19 protein-coding genes and 1 pseudogene are annotated in these 14,357 nt (G+C 67.9%); 17 read left to right on the top strand and 3 right to left on the bottom strand.

Annotation, left to right across the window (positions count from 1 at the left end; genetic code table 11):
- The first annotated feature begins 4 nt into the window (after nt 1-4).
- The 9 genes from AB0J09_RS02765 to AB0J09_RS02725 all read left to right on the top strand — a co-directional run bounded on the left by AB0J09_RS02765 (nt 5) and on the right by AB0J09_RS02725 (nt 8,035).
- On the top strand, nt 5-2,866 hold the full coding sequence (locus tag AB0J09_RS02765) for a fibronectin type III domain-containing protein (protein ID WP_360684006.1): 2,862 nt from the start codon (nt 5-7) through the stop codon (nt 2,864-2,866).
- Nucleotides 2,863-3,417 (top strand): hypothetical protein, encoded by a 555-nt coding sequence (locus tag AB0J09_RS02760; RefSeq protein ID WP_360684003.1) that lies wholly within the window; start codon nt 2,863-2,865, stop codon nt 3,415-3,417. The genes AB0J09_RS02765 and AB0J09_RS02760 overlap by 4 nt, the downstream gene beginning before the upstream one ends.
- Nucleotides 3,418-3,459: 42 nt before the next feature.
- The gene (locus AB0J09_RS02755; RefSeq protein WP_360684000.1) at nt 3,460-3,861 is read left to right on the top strand and encodes a hypothetical protein; all 402 of its coding nucleotides are present in this window, start codon (nt 3,460-3,462) and stop codon (nt 3,859-3,861) included.
- Nucleotides 3,858-4,199 (top strand): hypothetical protein, encoded by a 342-nt coding sequence (locus tag AB0J09_RS02750; protein ID WP_360683997.1) that lies wholly within the window; start codon nt 3,858-3,860, stop codon nt 4,197-4,199. The genes AB0J09_RS02755 and AB0J09_RS02750 overlap by 4 nt, the downstream gene beginning before the upstream one ends.
- An 8-nt stretch (nt 4,200-4,207) precedes the next feature.
- Nucleotides 4,208-4,498 (top strand): hypothetical protein, encoded by a 291-nt coding sequence (locus AB0J09_RS02745; RefSeq protein ID WP_360683994.1) that lies wholly within the window; start codon nt 4,208-4,210, stop codon nt 4,496-4,498.
- Entirely contained in the window at nt 4,479-5,213 is a 735-nt protein-coding gene (locus AB0J09_RS02740) for a CHAP domain-containing protein (RefSeq protein ID WP_360683991.1), read from the top strand. The genes AB0J09_RS02745 and AB0J09_RS02740 overlap by 20 nt, the downstream gene beginning before the upstream one ends.
- 92 nt (nt 5,214-5,305) lie before the next feature.
- Nucleotides 5,306-5,545, top strand: a complete 240-nt coding sequence (locus AB0J09_RS02735) for a hypothetical protein (RefSeq protein ID WP_360683988.1) — start codon at nt 5,306-5,308, stop codon at nt 5,543-5,545.
- A gap of 52 nt (nt 5,546-5,597) precedes the next feature.
- Nucleotides 5,598-6,206: a hypothetical protein gene (locus tag AB0J09_RS02730; RefSeq protein ID WP_360683985.1), complete on the top strand. Its 609-nt coding sequence runs from the start codon at nt 5,598-5,600 to the stop codon at nt 6,204-6,206.
- 773 nt (nt 6,207-6,979) lie between these two features.
- Nucleotides 6,980-8,035, top strand: coding sequence for a pentapeptide repeat-containing protein (locus AB0J09_RS02725; protein WP_360683982.1), 1,056 nt, complete (start codon nt 6,980-6,982; stop codon nt 8,033-8,035).
- A 275-nt stretch (nt 8,036-8,310) separates the two neighbouring features.
- Here the strand turns inward: AB0J09_RS02725 and AB0J09_RS02720 are convergent, their stop codons facing one another.
- From AB0J09_RS02720 to AB0J09_RS02710, 3 genes and pseudogenes are all read right to left on the bottom strand, one after another.
- Nucleotides 8,311-9,045: a GntR family transcriptional regulator gene (locus tag AB0J09_RS02720; RefSeq protein ID WP_360683979.1), complete on the bottom strand. Its 735-nt coding sequence runs from the start codon at nt 9,043-9,045 to the stop codon at nt 8,311-8,313.
- Nucleotides 9,046-9,093: 48 nt separating this feature from the next.
- Nucleotides 9,094-9,465, bottom strand: a complete 372-nt coding sequence (locus AB0J09_RS02715) for a hypothetical protein (protein WP_360684371.1) — start codon at nt 9,463-9,465, stop codon at nt 9,094-9,096.
- Between the two features lie 108 nt (nt 9,466-9,573).
- A pseudogene (locus tag AB0J09_RS02710) lies at nt 9,574-9,771 on the bottom strand (winged helix-turn-helix domain-containing protein); the annotation flags it as partial.
- 293 nt (nt 9,772-10,064) lie between these two features.
- Between AB0J09_RS02710 and AB0J09_RS02705 the strand changes: the two are divergent.
- The 8 genes from AB0J09_RS02705 to AB0J09_RS02670 all read left to right on the top strand — a co-directional run.
- Complete coding sequence (locus AB0J09_RS02705; RefSeq protein WP_360683976.1) at nt 10,065-10,466, top strand: WhiB family transcriptional regulator; 402 nt, start codon at nt 10,065-10,067, stop codon at nt 10,464-10,466.
- Nucleotides 10,463-10,699, top strand: coding sequence for a hypothetical protein (locus AB0J09_RS02700; protein WP_360683973.1), 237 nt, complete (start codon nt 10,463-10,465; stop codon nt 10,697-10,699). Before AB0J09_RS02705 ends, AB0J09_RS02700 begins: the two co-directional genes overlap by 4 nt.
- A gap of 58 nt (nt 10,700-10,757) precedes the next feature.
- Nucleotides 10,758-12,323: a hypothetical protein gene (locus AB0J09_RS02695; protein ID WP_360683970.1), complete on the top strand. Its 1,566-nt coding sequence runs from the start codon at nt 10,758-10,760 to the stop codon at nt 12,321-12,323.
- Nucleotides 12,320-12,706, top strand: a complete 387-nt coding sequence (locus AB0J09_RS02690) for a hypothetical protein (RefSeq protein WP_360683967.1) — start codon at nt 12,320-12,322, stop codon at nt 12,704-12,706. Before AB0J09_RS02695 ends, AB0J09_RS02690 begins: the two co-directional genes overlap by 4 nt.
- Before the next feature lie 149 nt (nt 12,707-12,855).
- Nucleotides 12,856-13,095 carry a hypothetical protein gene (locus AB0J09_RS02685; protein WP_360683964.1) on the top strand — a complete coding sequence of 80 codons (240 nt, stop codon included), beginning with the start codon at nt 12,856-12,858 and terminating at the stop codon, nt 13,093-13,095.
- Entirely contained in the window at nt 13,095-13,634 is a 540-nt protein-coding gene (locus tag AB0J09_RS02680) for a hypothetical protein (protein WP_360683961.1), read from the top strand. The genes AB0J09_RS02685 and AB0J09_RS02680 overlap by 1 nt, the downstream gene beginning before the upstream one ends.
- A 14-nt stretch (nt 13,635-13,648) precedes the next feature.
- Complete coding sequence (locus AB0J09_RS02675) at nt 13,649-14,098, top strand: hypothetical protein (RefSeq protein ID WP_360683958.1); 450 nt, start codon at nt 13,649-13,651, stop codon at nt 14,096-14,098.
- Nucleotides 14,095-14,357 (top strand): hypothetical protein (locus AB0J09_RS02670; RefSeq protein WP_360683955.1); only part of this gene is annotated, 263 nt, incomplete at its 3' end. The genes AB0J09_RS02675 and AB0J09_RS02670, both read left to right, overlap by 4 nt.

Below are 14,357 nucleotides of genomic sequence, written 5' to 3'. Positions count from 1 at the left end.
AAGCGTGCAGGTCATCGTCCCAGGCCGGGCAGAGCGGTACGCGCTGCGGCTCGTCGCCTACGCACCGAACGGTGCCAGGCTGGGCACTCTGCCGCACCACCTGGGCTTCGAGGTCGGCACGCCACTCAACGACGTGCCGTCGCTCAAGCTGTCCTATCCGGCCGCTGGCGTCGGCTCCGACTGGCTGGCCACGCCCGTGGAGATCGCGGTCGAGTACGCCGTGGACGGCGGCCAGTGGGTGGAGCCGGACGGCGGCCGGTTCCTTCTGATCAAGCGAGGCTCGGACTCTACCGACCAGAGCGGGGCGCGAACCTTCGAGCTCCCAGGCTGGGCCTGGCAGCTCCGCAAGCTGGTCATGTACGCGGGCGGCGTCATGGTCGAGGGCAAGCGCCTGTTCTCGGCGGTCACACCGGGCGCGCTGCTGCGCACGCTCGTGCAGGAAGCTCAGGCCCGCGGCGCGGTGCCTGGCCTGTCCATCGACTTCACCTCCACGCACGACAGCGCGCCCGGCACCCCGCAGCCGTGGGACGTCAACAAGCTGCTCACGTTGGAGCTGGAGCCTGGCATCGACCTGCTCACGCTGCTGATCAACCTCAGCGAGCAGGGCGTGCTCGACTGGACGATGTCCGGCCGCACGCTGCGCGTCTACCGTGAGGGCACCACCCTGGGCCGCCAGCTCGGCACCGGGGGCAGCCCCGTTGAGCTGAGGCTTGGCCGCGACATCGACGAAGCTCCCGACAGCGCCACGCTGGAGGACTTCGCCACGGCGATCCTCATCAGGGGAGAGAAGGGCCTGGCCGTCGAGGTCACCAACCCCTCAGCGGTCGCGCCGTGGGGACGGTGGGAGGCCACACAGTCGCAGGGCGGCGTCAGCGATCAGGGCACGGCGATCCTCCTCGGACAGAACGCGCTCGAGCGCGCCTCGCGCGAGCGTGCGCAGCTCACCCGCGGTATCCGGTTCGAGGCGGCGCGGTTCTTGCCGTTCGCGCGGTACCGGCCGGGCGACTTCATCAAGGCGCCGGGCGATGGCGGCCAGATGCAGGTTCTGCGCGTGCGGCAGATCACGCTGTCCGTCGATGGAGATGGGGCGCTGTCCGGCAACCTGGTGCTCAACGACCGTTTCTTGGAAAGGGAGATCAAACTAGCGCGGCAGGCCGCGGGCATCCTCGCCGGCGGCATCGGCTCCGGGGGGACCGGGAGCACGCCCGCTCCGGAGCCGGGCGGCCGCGCGCCGGCCAAGCCGCAGGGCCTCATCGTGAACGCGGCCGCGTTCATCGACGAGACCGGCACCGCTCGCGGGCAGATCACCGCCACCTGGTCTCCGGTGATCGCCGACCCCGCGGGCGTCGCGATCGAGGTGGACGCCTACGAGCTGTATGCGCGGGAGAACAACGCTGGCGGCATCTGGCACCAGATCGCCGTGACGGAAGGCGCTACCGCGAGCTACTCGCCGCTTCGGGTCGGTGTCGAGTACGCCTTCAAGGTCCGTGCGGTCGCCGACGTGGTGCGCGGCGAGTTCTCCGATCAGACGATCCTGCTCGTCCCCGACGACACCACCCCGCCCCCGGTGCCGTCCACGCCGGCGTTGATGTCGCGGCTCGGCGTGATCCACGTGTCGTGGGACGGGCTCGGCTCGGCGGGTGAGAGCATGCCGCTCGACTTCGACCGGGTGCTGGTGTGGATGAAGGCCCCAGCTGATCCGGGCAGCACGCTCGTGGACTACCTTCAGGGCGCGGGTGTGGTCGTGATCGGAGACCAGCCGTACGGCGCGGACCGCGAGATCTGGCTGACCGCTGTTGATAGGTCCGGCAACGAATCCGCCCCATCGGGCGTGATGACGATCGCGACTGCGCCGCTGGTGGACACCGACGTGATCGGTGAGGTCATCTCGGGCGCGAACATCGTGGACGGATCGATCACCGCCTCCGACAAGATCGTGGGCAACAGCATCACTGCTGGGCTGATCCAGGCCCTCGCGATCCAGGCCGGTCATATCGCGGCAAACGCTGTGACGGCCGACAAGATCGAGGCGGGGGCTGTGAACGCGTCCAAGCTCACCGCCACCGCCATCGACGGCAAGACAATCACGGGCGCCATCCTGCGCACGTCGGAGTCCAACCCGCGCGTGCAGATCGGCTCAGGTGGGCTGGAAGCGTTCAACAGTGTTGGGCTGCGAACGGTGCACATCAATAGCTCCACCGGTCAGTTCAGCATGCAAACCGCCGCGGCGGGCGCGCGCGTACACCTGGACGTGGCGGGGCTGCGCGCCTACAACAGCAGCGGCGTGCTCACTACGCAGCTGAACGCCTCCACGGGGGAGTTCGACGTGGTCGGCCGGATCCGGTCGGGCATCTCTGGCCCGCGACTGGTGATCAATCCCAACTACGGTGTGGACCCGGAGATTCGCTTCTACGAGAACGAGACCGAGTACCACTACATCACCTCCTGGGTCTCCGGCGACAACGCCTTGCAGATGGGTTCCGTCATAGCGAATGACCGAAAGGGCTTGGTGACCCTGTCGGGGGATGGCGTGGACTTGCTGGTGACCAATGGCGCTGGAACGTCCGCTGTCGCTGGGCTGCGGATCAGGGAGTCAACCGGGATATCTTTCACTGGCAAGATCGGGACCACGGCCAATGGTGCGATCACGCGCGGTTTCGCCAGCTTCCCAGCCAACGCTCTCGGCTCGATCGGGTACGGCTTCACGTTCAGCGGTACCGCGGTTGTGGTCACCACGATGTTCAACATCTTCGGCCCGCACGCTGTCTCGGTTAACAGCCGCAACAACTCGGGCTTCGGCTTTGACACCTACCCGTCGCCGCCTGGTGCGGCCTACGACGTGATGTTCTGGGCGTGGAACCAATGATCAATCGTGAAATCACCGACGCCTACCCGTGGTTGGGCGACGACGATACCGAGTGGTGGATGATTCACACCACCAACCCGGATGGCCGGCCGTACGTGTACGCGATGCCTGCCTGCACCTTCGAGAACCTGGCCGTCGAGTACGGGTTCGAGCCGGACGATATCGACACGCTGCTGGACGTGGCGATCCACCAGTTCCACATTCCCGAGCCCAGCATGCGCCGCAACCACGCTGACGACCCGGCCGCGGGCAAGGGCTTGTTGCGCAAGGGCGCTCCTGTGCATCTGGGTAACGCTGACAGCACGGCGCAGGCACGGACCGCGCACCTGGAGCGGATCGCGTGGGTGAAGGAAAAGCTGGTGCGCGTCACAGTCCCGGAGCGGGGCCAGCGAAGGACTGTGGCAAGTGGCCTTGACCGGGCTGCTGTCGATGCGGTCGAGGTGGACCCGCACGAGCGGTTGGCGGCGTTGAAGGCCACGTACAAGCCGGACAAGTCGCGGATGGCGGACACCCGCAACGCGTTGTCGATGCTGCTGGGCCGGCCCGTCTGACCTGGCTCGTCTTCCATGACCACCTCGCAGAGGAGATTTCTGATGGAGCTGTACTCGCCCCCCGCCGACGAGCTGGAGCTGCCGATCGGCGACGGTCCCAACGGCGGGCCGGACGTGGTCAAGGTGGACCAGGCGGCCGAGCTGTTCTACCGGTACGGCCACGCCGGCCGTCACGCGTACTTCAGCGGCGGGCAGGTGCAGTACCTGTCGGACCGGACCTGGTTCGTGTGCATGCGAACCGCACCTGCGAATGGGCCGGTGTCGTGGGTGCTGTACGCGATCGTGGACCGGCCGACTGGGGTCCCCGGCCAGTACCGGACTGAGCCTGTGACGGCGGTCGAGTTCGCTCAGGCCCTCGCTGCCCAGGGCCGCACCGTGGCTATCCGCCAGTACGACGATTGGACGATCAGGTACAGCCTGAGCGCCGAGTCGGTGCCGCTGTGACGAGTGATGAGGTGCCGAACCTGGCGCTCGCCTTGTCGGAGCTGCGGCGTCTGGTCGAGGTCGGGTTCGAGAAGACGAACGGGTCCACCGCGCTCATCCTCCAGCGCTTGGACCAGGTGGACGACCGGCACGCCGAGCTCGCGCAGCGCGTCGAGCAGGACCGTGCGGCCGCCGACATCCGGCATGCAGCGCTGGAGACGCGTCTTGACGCCGTTGAGCGGGAAGCCGTGACGCGTACGCAGCTCGCCGACCGGACCAAGCAGATCATCGCCGTCGTCGGCCTGATCGTGACGGTGGCCAGCGCCGTCATCGCGCTGATCAGCCTGACCAGAGGCTAACCCCTGCCGTGACCGTGTTTCCCGTCGAGGACGGCGTGCTTGTGGTGCCCGCCGTGCTCCCTATTCGCCTGTCCAGCGCCGACCTGAAGTTGACCGTGGCCGACTGGCTGGCCCTTAACACCCTCACCGAGGAGGACGTGATGCCCGACGACGAGCTGCCGCCGCGCCCGTGGATGGACGCGGACGTGAGCGAGCTGGATCCCGATCAGTCGTGGCTGCCGCAGGAGCCGGGGTCGGCCGTCGAGGACGAGAGCCCCGACGGCGAGGAGGAGGGGGTGGATGGTGGCGAAGAAGCCTGAGGATGCGCTGCTCGACGTCGTCCGCTCGCATCTCGGCTACACCGAGAGCGGGTCGGGCTGGACGAAGTTCGGCGCGTGGTGGGCCAAGCGGCACGGCAAGCCGGAGGATTGGGCGCTGGCGCCGTGGTGCGACATGTTCATCTCGTGGGCGGCCGACCAGGTGGGCCTGTCCGCCGTCGTGGGGGATTCCGCATGGACGGTCGGGCACGCGCAGTGGTTCAAGGCCCGCGACCGCTGGGGGCGCGTCCCGCGCAAGGGCTCCATCGTGTTCTTCGACTGGGCCGGCTCGAAGAACATCCTCGCGATCGACCACGTCGGCATCGTGGAGGCCGTCCGATCGAACGGCACGGTGGTGACGATCGAGGGCAACACCGCCAACCAGGTCAAGCGCCGCGAACGCTCCATGAGCGTGATCGCGGGCTTCGGCTACCCGGCCTACTCCAGTGGCAAGCCCGCGCCCAAGCCTGAGGTGTCCTGGACGGAGGAGATCGTGAAGACCCTGCCGACGCTGAAGCGCGGCTCACGCGGCTACGACGTGAAGACGCTGTTCTACCTGCTGCACGCCCGCGGCATGGGCCTGAACGGCGGCGTCGACGACACCGTGTTCGGTGCACCGCTGGACGAGGCGCTGCGCCGCTTCCAGACGGAGGCCGGGCTGAAGGTGGACGGCGAGTGCGGGCCGAAGACGTGGCCGAGGCTGCTGCGCGTGGACTGACCGCCCGCGCCTACTGATCTTGATGGCCTGCCCGCCCGGGTGGGCCTTTCGCAGGTCCAACCCCTTTGGAGGGAACCATGCATGGAGAGCCTGTGACCTACGGCAAGCCGGTCGAGCGGAAGGTGACCGCCGCGACGGCGGGCAGCTACCTCGGCCTTGTCGCGGTCCTGACCGTCCTGCAGACGGTGAACACGGATCTCGACCTCATCGCGTGGCTGCCCGACTGGGCGGAGTCGCTGTCGATTCCGCTGCTGCCGGGCCTGATCACATGGGTGTCCGGATACAGGGCCAAGCACACCGCGCGCCCGGACCTGCCGCTCGACCAGCGGTAGACCATCATCGCGATCCGTCTGCTGGCCAGGGCTCGACCTACTTGGAGTATCCATGACGATCACCATCAACGCCGACGACATCACGATCAACTGTTGCGGCGGCACTCCGTCGCCCGCTCCCGCCGTGCTGCGGCGCGAAGACCTGTCCAAACTGACGTGCGCGACCGTCCTGCCTGAGCAGATCAACGGCGCGGCCGCTCTAGATCAACAGATGGTGTGCGCGAAGGCCATCCTTCCGGCTGGTAAGAGCATCACGCACCTGGGCGTGCCGCTGGCGAGCGCCGGGCGAGGTGTCCCGTCTGGTGAAGCTCGTCTGGCCGTCTACAGCGTCACAGGAGGACTGATCGCCGAAACCGGCAACGACATCAAGCTGTTTGACGGAACTGGATGGCGATACTCTCCGCTTGCCGCTCCGGTGCCGGCCGGGCCGGAAGACAGAGTGATCTGGCTGACCGCGCTCGTACCTGCGTACAGGGATGCGCCGCCAGCCCTGCTGGCGGTGAAGAACCCGATGGCTGACTTCCCCGGCCTCTACAACCCGAACGGCTCCCGGACGTTCACTCACCCCAACCTCACCCAGCTCCCAACGGATGTCGGAGGGGACTATCCCCAGCTGAACATGGTGGTCTGCATCGTGGGCGCCGACCTCTCGGCGAACTAGCAGTAATATCGTGATCGTCTCGTGCCCGGAGGAGTCCGGGAGAGCACGAGACCGCGTCGGCCGTGAGGCGGCGCCATGCGCGGCTCGGGACAGCGGGCCGCCGTTGGACATATGGGAAGCCCCCACTCGCCTCATCGGAGGCGGGCGGGGGCTTCTTTGTATTTTCAGGGGCCTACAGGGTCCCGGTAGTAATGGCGCAGGCTCCAACGGATATGCCGCTCACCTCTGCTTATGCAGAGGTCTCAGGCTGATAGGCCAGCCCTGAGCCCTGTCTGTCCATGCAGGCCAGAGGCATATATGTTGGATTTCCGGCCGAAGCTAAGGAAACCCCTTCCGGTGGACGCGGCCCGTTCCAGCCGTATTCCGGTGGCAGCCTCTGCAGGCCCGCGAGCTCGAGGCGCTGGCCGACCTGCTCGGCGAGGGAAGGTATCGGTGGGGCGCACCCGGCTGTCACAGCCGCCTGCCGCGACCGTGACCCGCGCCGAGGTCAACCGGGTGCGCCCGCCCGTGAAGGACGGAGTGGATGAAAGGACTCAGGAAGCATGAACTCCCGTTTACGGCGCGCAGCGTGGACGGCGGCTGCTCTCATCGCCTCCGCTGTCGCAGGCGCAGCCTTGGCCTCCATACGTGCTGATGCACCGGAGGCGCAGTCTCCCCAGCCCGCTACGAACGAGCTTCCGCCGGATCCCGCCCTTCCGGATGCTGCGCCGCCGCCCCCGGCACGCCGCGGACGGCGTTTACTGCGAGCACTCCTGCTGGTTCTGCTCCTCGCCGTGATCGCAGCCGCTATCTGGTGGGGCTACGTCGGGCTGCCTCTTCCACTGCCAGAGGTGGAATGGGGGCGCTGGGCACTGCTTGGTCTGGGCCTGGCCAGCGTAGCAGGCCTGCTCGTGGCGTTCCTGCTCGGTCCCGCCGCCCGGTATCTGTCCGGCGAACGTACACCGCTCTCTGACATCGAGCGCCAGCAGATGACCGCCACAGAGCGGCTCGAAGCCCTCAATGTCGCCCGCCACACTCTCATCCAGGCCATTACCGGCTTGGTCATCATCGGAGGTGCGACCTTCACTGGGCTGGGTCTGTGGTACACGGCCCGCACGTTGGAAACCACACAGGAGGGCCAGATCACCGATCGGTACACCAAAGCTGTCGAACAACTCGGCTCCGAACAGTCGGACGTACGGTTGGGCGGCATCGCTGCACTCGGGCGCGTGGCCGACGACTCTCCCCGTGACCAGGACACCATCGGCGCAGTGCTGGAGGCCTATGTCCGCAACCACGACGCGTGCACCTTGTCAAAAGGGCAGACGAAACTCCCCCAAGCATGCACAGCCAAGACGGCAGAAGAACTCGCTAAGAGCCCGGTTACCCGTCCGGGAGCCGATGTTGTCGCGGCCATCGGCGGCGCCGTCGATATGAGATTTCCCCCCGATGATGTGGAGGCCCGCCTCGCCGCGCTGAAGCCCGATCATGTTGTTTGGGAGCCGGGCGTCGGTGCTGATTTTTCCCGGGTCCGCTTTCCCCGTGCGGACCTAACCGGCACCTCCATGCGAGGGGCGGACCTGACCGGCGCGAACCTGCGTGGTGCGGATCTGAGCCTCGTGGACCTTCGCGCCGCGGATCTGAGCGGCGCGGACCTTCGCGCCGCGAAGCTGAGCGGCGCGGGCCTGACAGACGCGGACCTGAGGGGCGCGGACCTGAGGGGCGCGGACCTGAGGGGCGCGGACCTGGAAGGCGCGGATCTGGAAGGCGCGGACCTGACGGATATACGCGGGATGACCGAGCAGGAGATACGCGCGGTAGCCGGCGTCGATTCGACGACGATGTTCTAATCGTCCTGGCTCTTGCCCGACATTGGCTCGCAGACCAAGTACGCCTTGGAGGGGCAGCGGGTTGACATAAAGGTAGACATCGAGCACCACGACCTGGGAAAACGGGAAGCTGATCGTTATCGCAGTTTCCGTAGCTTCGGCCGGAAATCCAACATATATGCCTCTGGCCTGCATGGACAGACAGGGCTCAGGGCTGGCCTATCAGCCTGAGACCTCTGCATAAGCAGAGGTGAGCGGCATATCCGTTGGAGCCTGCGCCATTACTACCGGGACCCCTACAGCGGCACCTGCTCGTCCATGAACCGCACCCGGGCCGGGTTCGCGACGAACCGCAGCAGCTCGATCCGCGTCCCCTCGCGGTCGGCGATCACCTGGTCGTAGGTGAGGACGAGGGAGCGCTTCACGATGTGCAGGGCCTTCGCTTCCTCGTCGGTGGCGTGGCGGTTGGCGATGACGCGCCGCACGATCGTGCGCGGCTCGAGGCCGGCGTCGGTGAGTGCCTGGTAGACGCCGCCAGGGACCTGTCCTCTTTTCGCGAGCGGGGTGTCGCGGACGTACGCGAGGGGGTAGATCGCCTCGTCGAGGCGTACGGTGTCGTCGCCTACGGTTGCGTGCCGGTGGCGGGTGATCACCTCGTCGCCGTCGTCGAGGCCCAGGAGTTCGGCGACGTCGGGGGCGGCCTTGCTGGTGGCCACCTTCCCGGTGACCATCTTGCCTTGGGTGCCGGAGCGTTCGCAGCATGCGGCCCAGGGGAGCGGGCCGTGTCCGTGGGTTCCGTGCAGGATGAGGTCCACGACGGTGGCAGGCGGTTGGACGATCATCCCTTCGGTGGGGTTGCGGATGACGAGCTGCTCGTCTTTGAGGGTTTTGAGCGCCTGGGAGATGGTGCTGTTGGACACTCCATACTCGATGGCGAGGAGCTGAGAGTGGGGCAGGGGCTGGCCTGGCGGGTAGGTCTCGTTGAGGATCTTGGCCCTGAGGTCGTCCGCAACTTCCTGATAGCGCACCATGCGGTCATGTTATCCGGATAACGTGCGGGCGATCGGGTTGTTTGGCGATTACCGCTGAATCAACTCCGGCTCCGGCATATGCGACGACACCTGCCACAACTGCTCCGGACGCCTGCGCGGCCACGACGTGGGCGCATACACGTACGTCGCCGTGTTGTCCGCGGCCGTACCCTTCAGCAGAGAGAACATGCGCATCAGCTCGGTCCGCGCCCACAGCGCATCGCGGCCGGGGCATGTTGCCGCGCACATCGTGACGCCGGCGCGGCTACCGACCATGATCTGCACTTCTTCGGCGCGCTCCAAGCGCTTCATCGGGTGCAGGCGGGGGTCGGGCTCTCCCGGGACGATGATCTGCACTGATGCGATGTCGTCGATTCGCACGAGTGCCAGCCTGTCCTGGGACACCAGCCATGCCGTCATACCGGCAAGCGTGAGGCAACATCGTGGTGGTCCGCAAGGGATCTCAGTCTCCGCTTGGGACGGCTGTGTCGTGGTGCGGGCGGTGCCGGGGTCGGCTACTCGGACGCCTTGCCGGGGGACACGGGTGGCCAGGCCCTCGTTGACGAGCAGCTTGATGGCGTTGCGGATGGTGGACCGATCTGCCTGGTGCTCGCGGGAGAGCTCGCGTTCTGGGGGCAGCCAGGAGCCTGGTGGATAGTCGCCTCGCCTGATCTTGGCGGCGATCTCATCCGCTATGCCCTGAGCTTTCGAGGGCGGGATCGGCATCCAGTCTCCATCTGCTCCTCGGACGGGTTATCCGGCCTGTGGACAACTTTAGGGGCATTCATGATCCGTCCAGGAGCGGCGGCCGGACGATCGTGACTCGGCAGAGATCTACGGGGTTGCGGTAGGCTCTTGGTAGCCCTACCATTAACCTACCAACAGGATAGCGGCTGATCACAGCTGCACCTGGTGCGGTTCAGGCAGAAATCCCCTCACAAAGACAGCGGCCCCAGGAGTGATCCCGGGGCCGCCGCATCCGGCCCACCTTCTCCTTGCGACAGAAAGCAGGTGACCCGATGAGCACAATCATGGCACCACCAGCCACGACGACCAACCACAACGACGCCCCCCTCCCGCCGCTCGACCTCCAACTCCGTGCCGAGGCCCACAGCCTGGTCGAGAAGATCGACGAGCACGGCATCTGCGTCGGCACCAACGACAACAGATGGTTCGCGCAGGGCATGACCCGGCGCAGGGCCCGGCTCCTCTGCGCCCCGTGCACGGTCCGCCCCGCCTGCCTGCGCCTGGCCATCATCGAGGAGGCGCTGTCCATCCACGTGCACGGCGGGTCCATCCACGAGCTGTGCGGTGCGCGCGGCGGCGAGACCGGTTCCGCCCGGACCGCGCCCGTCAAGGAGTTGGTGGACCAGCTCAAGGCCGAAAAGCCCCGCCGCAAGACGTCCAAGGACGCGGCGTGACCCTCCAGCACCCAGCCCCGGACGGCGGCATGTGCCACGTACTCCCGTACGGCCGGCACGGGGTGGTCCGCGTGTTCGGCTGCGTCTCGTGGGAGGCGGTCGGACTCGACACCTGCCCGACCCCGACGACGCCGGGCCGGTACGAGTGTTACGCCTGCGGTGTGTCCGGTGTGACCGGCGACGCGTTCGCGGCTCTCCAGCACTCGCAGACGTGCGGCCACCCATCTCAATGATCCTTCCTCGTTCCCACCAAAGCGTCAGCGGTACCGCCACCACAACGGGAGTTTTCTGATGTTGTCGCTGCTCAAGGCCGACCCGGAGAAGGAGAAGCGGGCTCTCGAAGCCGAGCGTCTCCGGATTCAGCGTCGCCGCCTGGCCGAAGAGGCCCGGCGCGCGGACGCGCGGGCGGCCGACGCCGACCAGCGCGACCGCGACGAGAACGCCCGCGCCGAACGCGACCGCCGCCGCGAGCAGGCGCGCAAGCGGTGGAAGGCACGCCTCCAGACTGCTGGTCGCCTGGCCGTCATGTCGGTGACGAACATGGGCGTCAACGTCGTCGCCGTGGCCGGCCAGTTCCTCGTGTTCCAGGCCCTCGCCTGGCCGACGCTGTTGGCGGTGCTCGCGGCCGGAATCGTGGAGTCGGTCGCTGTGTACGTGTCGTGGCACGCCCACGTCGCGCTGCGCGAGGGTGACTCGGCCTGGCGCCTGCGGATGACGTCGTATGTGATCGGCGCGGCCGCGGGTTATCTGAACTACACGCACGTCCCGCTCGTGCCGGAGCTGTTCGCCGCCTGCTCGCTCGCTTCGCCGTGGCTGTGGTCGATGCATTCGCGGCACCTGCACCGCAAGGACTTGCGCGATGCCGGGTTGATCGACCCGAGGGCGCCGAAGTTCTCGCCCCTGCGCTGGATCCTGCACACGGGTGAGACGTTCGCCGCGTTCCGGTGGGCGGTCGGTGAGGGAGTCCAGTCGCCGACCGCCGCCGTCCAGGTGGTCCGCCAGGCCCGCCGCGTCGAGATGACGTGGCGGTCGGTCGCGCGGACGCAGGGCGCGGTGATCGACGCGCAGCGTGCCCAGCTTCAGCTGACGCTGACGCGGATGGCCGCGCTCGCGGAGGAGACGCGCGGCTTGCGCCCGGACGCCGAGAAGGCGTTGCACGACGCCGCGGTGTTCATCAACTCGGTGGGCGCCGGTCTGCTGCCGCGCTATCAGCCGCAGCTTGGTCCGGTCATGGTGGCGGACCAGACACAGACCGGACCGGACCAACCGGACCAGGAACCGGCCCGGACGCCGGTCCGCGAGACCGGACCACGGCCGCGCTACCGGACCAGAATCCGGGACCGCTTCCGGCTGCCGCGCCGGACCAGAAACCGGACCACGAAGCGTGCCACTGGTCCGGTCGGCGTACCGGACCAACCGGACCAGAAGCCAGCCGCCGACGCTTCTGGTCCGGTCCGACGCAACCGGACCAACCGGACCAAGAATCGGCCCGCGCGGACCGGACCGGCCGGACCGGATGCGCGGGCAAATGAGCTGCTCCCGCTGGGTGTACGCATCGCGGAGGAGCTCAAGCAGGACGGTAAGAGACTCACCCGCCGCAGCCTCCAGGCCGCGCTGCGGGCGGCGGGCGAGACCGCCTCGACGGATGTCGCCAACGAGCTGGTCCGCCTCCTCTCCGGACCGGACCAACCGGACCAAAAGCGCGGCCCGCGCGGCCGGACCAGCCGGACCAAAACCGGACCAGCGGACCAGCCGAGCGGACCCGACACGGGACCGGACCAGCGGACCACCGGACCAGCCGCACCGGACCACCACACCGACCGGACCAACCGGACCACGACAGGAGACGCAGCATGATCCCCACCCACGAGACCGCCGTCCGCTACATGCCGGTCCCCACCTGGGACCACCTCGCCGACACCCCGACCGTCGTCATGGTCGAGCTGGAGTTCCGCGCCGACAGCCCGTACCACGTCCGCCTCACCGCCGAAGGCCGCGCCGGCGTCGATGTGCCGCTGGACGTGCTCACCGCGGGCCTAACCGGGTGGGCCGAGTGCGCGGCGCTGACCGCGTTCCCGCTGGATGAGGAGTTCGCGCGGTGGGACGTGCGGACGCCCGAGCCGGTCGCGCTGCGGGTGCCGCGGTCGCTGCTGATGTGGCACCTGGACTCGCTGCCGGAGATCGCCTGCGAGCCGGATTGGGACGCGTTCGCGCGGGCGTGCGCCGGGGGCTTGTCGTGACTGTTCGTGACCGCGCTCGGGGGCGCGGGGCGCCGCAGACGAGGCCAAGGCCGGGTGTGCGGGGGTTCCAACGCATAGGCGCGTTGCGCGTTGCGCGTTGCGCGCGCGAGGCCACCGTAACACAACTTACGCACAGTGACGGAGGACAGATGGCATCAAACCGCGCCGCCAACCGGCGCGCCGAGCACGTCGCGCTCATCGAGGCCGCGGCCAAGGAGAAGTCCAAACCGTGGCGGCTGTACTGGCGAACCGCCTGCTGGCTGATGTCGGAACTATCCGAGCTGCACGAGCGCGACCCTCGCCGTGCCCAGTCGGCATGCGTGGACCTGGCCACGCAGACCCGCCAGTTCGCCGAGGCCTTGAACGACGAGGCGGAGAAGAGCCAGTGATGTTCCAGTACAACCCGCCCACCGGCGTGCCCGCCGACCAGCCGGAGGAGACCGCCGAGCAGCCCGCCCCCACGGCGGCCCCGGCGCCCTCGCCGGCGCGAGTCCCGCGGCTCTCCTGGGTCGAGGTCCTGGAAGACCGGGCGCGGATGCGCGGCCTGCGCACGGCGCGGCTCCCCTCGGTCGCCACGGTGCGCGCCTACCACCGGGACCGCGAGTACGTGCCTTTCGAGGCCGGAGTGCTCGACGCGTTCGCGCGTGTGCACGGCGTGTTCGCCGTCTGCTGGTGCTTCGTGTGCACGTCGATCGGGTTCCTCGGCGCGGGCGACTACCGCCGCCGCTGGCGGAAGTTCCGCGAGGAAGGCCTTCCCGGCCTGTGCCGCGCGCAGCTCCCGCCGCTCAAGTCCCTGTCCGGATTCCCGCGCGTGTGGGTCGCAGCCTGGTCCGCCGTGTGCTGGCCGGGCCTGAAGTCCTGGGGCCCGATCACGACCGGCTTCTACCTGCTGATGATCTCCCTTCCCCTCCTGCTGTCCCTGCTCTGAAAGGCAAACCCCTCATGATCGCTCTTGTTCTCGGCGGCGGCTTCTCCTTCGGCCTCGGCTGGGTCTTCGCGGGCATCCGCAAGAAGGACAAGCTGCCCGGCAAGCCCCTCGGTGTGATCGCCACCGGTCTGCTGCTGCTGTTCTCGGCCAGCATGTTCCTGCTGCCGACCGGCCGCCTGTTCGTGAACCTCGGTGCGTGGCTCGTGGAGATGGCCACGCGCGGTTCGATAGCGACTCTCCTCGGCTCGGTCGTGCTGTTCCTACTCGCCGCCGCGTTCGCGTTCCTGGCCGGCGCGGTCGTCAAGGACATCGCGAAGGACGCCAAGCCCGACATGCCGACATTCGTGGCCTGCTCTCTTCTGTGGATCTTCGGCGGTATCGCGTTCGGCTCGGTCTGGGGGCCGGTCCAGTACGACGCGTTCACCGTCGAGGTGATGCGGGCGACCGTGGAGAGCTGGTCATGACCGACTCTCTCGCCGCGGTGTTCGCCGTGGTGGTGTCGCTCGCGCTGTTCGTCGTCGGCGGCTGGTTCTTCTTCCGCAAGCCGGACCAGGAGCAGCCCGCCGAGCCGGACACGTACACCGTCGAGCGGACATGGACCGCGAAGACCACGAACATCGCGATCGGCTTCTTCAAGCGGCCGCGGGGGGCGTGGCCGCCCCCGGGGGCCCCCGGGGTAGGGAGAGGACACGGCGTAACAACCATAACAAAAAATTGGATATG

The organism is Nonomuraea sp. NPDC049784, from assembly GCF_040659615.1.
Taxonomy (GTDB): domain Bacteria; phylum Actinomycetota; class Actinomycetes; order Streptosporangiales; family Streptosporangiaceae; genus Nonomuraea.
Note: the sequence above shows the minus strand (reverse complement) of the source record. Positions and strands in the feature narration are given on the sequence as shown.

Bases quoted from the DNA above. Each gene is read 5' to 3' on its own strand.
- AB0J09_RS02760 (WP_360684003.1), top strand. From the start codon at position 2,863: ATGATCAATCGTGAAATCACCGACGCCTACCCGTGGTTGGGCGACGAC.
- AB0J09_RS02755 (WP_360684000.1), top strand. From the start codon at position 3,460: ATGGAGCTGTACTCGCCCCCCGCCGACGAGCTGGAGCTGCCGATCGGC.
- AB0J09_RS02740 (WP_360683991.1), top strand. From the start codon at position 4,479: ATGGTGGCGAAGAAGCCTGAGGATGCGCTGCTCGACGTCGTCCGCTCG.
- AB0J09_RS02730 (WP_360683985.1), top strand. From the start codon at position 5,598: ATGACGATCACCATCAACGCCGACGACATCACGATCAACTGTTGCGGC.
- AB0J09_RS02720 (WP_360683979.1), bottom strand. From the start codon at position 9,045: ATGGTGCGCTATCAGGAAGTTGCGGACGACCTCAGGGCCAAGATCCTC.
- AB0J09_RS02715 (WP_360684371.1), bottom strand. From the start codon at position 9,465: ATGACGGCATGGCTGGTGTCCCAGGACAGGCTGGCACTCGTGCGAATC.
- AB0J09_RS02705 (WP_360683976.1), top strand. From the start codon at position 10,065: ATGAGCACAATCATGGCACCACCAGCCACGACGACCAACCACAACGAC.
- AB0J09_RS02695 (WP_360683970.1), top strand. From the start codon at position 10,758: ATGTTGTCGCTGCTCAAGGCCGACCCGGAGAAGGAGAAGCGGGCTCTC.
- AB0J09_RS02690 (WP_360683967.1), top strand. From the start codon at position 12,320: ATGATCCCCACCCACGAGACCGCCGTCCGCTACATGCCGGTCCCCACC.
- AB0J09_RS02685 (WP_360683964.1), top strand. From the start codon at position 12,856: ATGGCATCAAACCGCGCCGCCAACCGGCGCGCCGAGCACGTCGCGCTC.
- AB0J09_RS02680 (WP_360683961.1), top strand. From the start codon at position 13,095: ATGTTCCAGTACAACCCGCCCACCGGCGTGCCCGCCGACCAGCCGGAG.
- AB0J09_RS02675 (WP_360683958.1), top strand. From the start codon at position 13,649: ATGATCGCTCTTGTTCTCGGCGGCGGCTTCTCCTTCGGCCTCGGCTGG.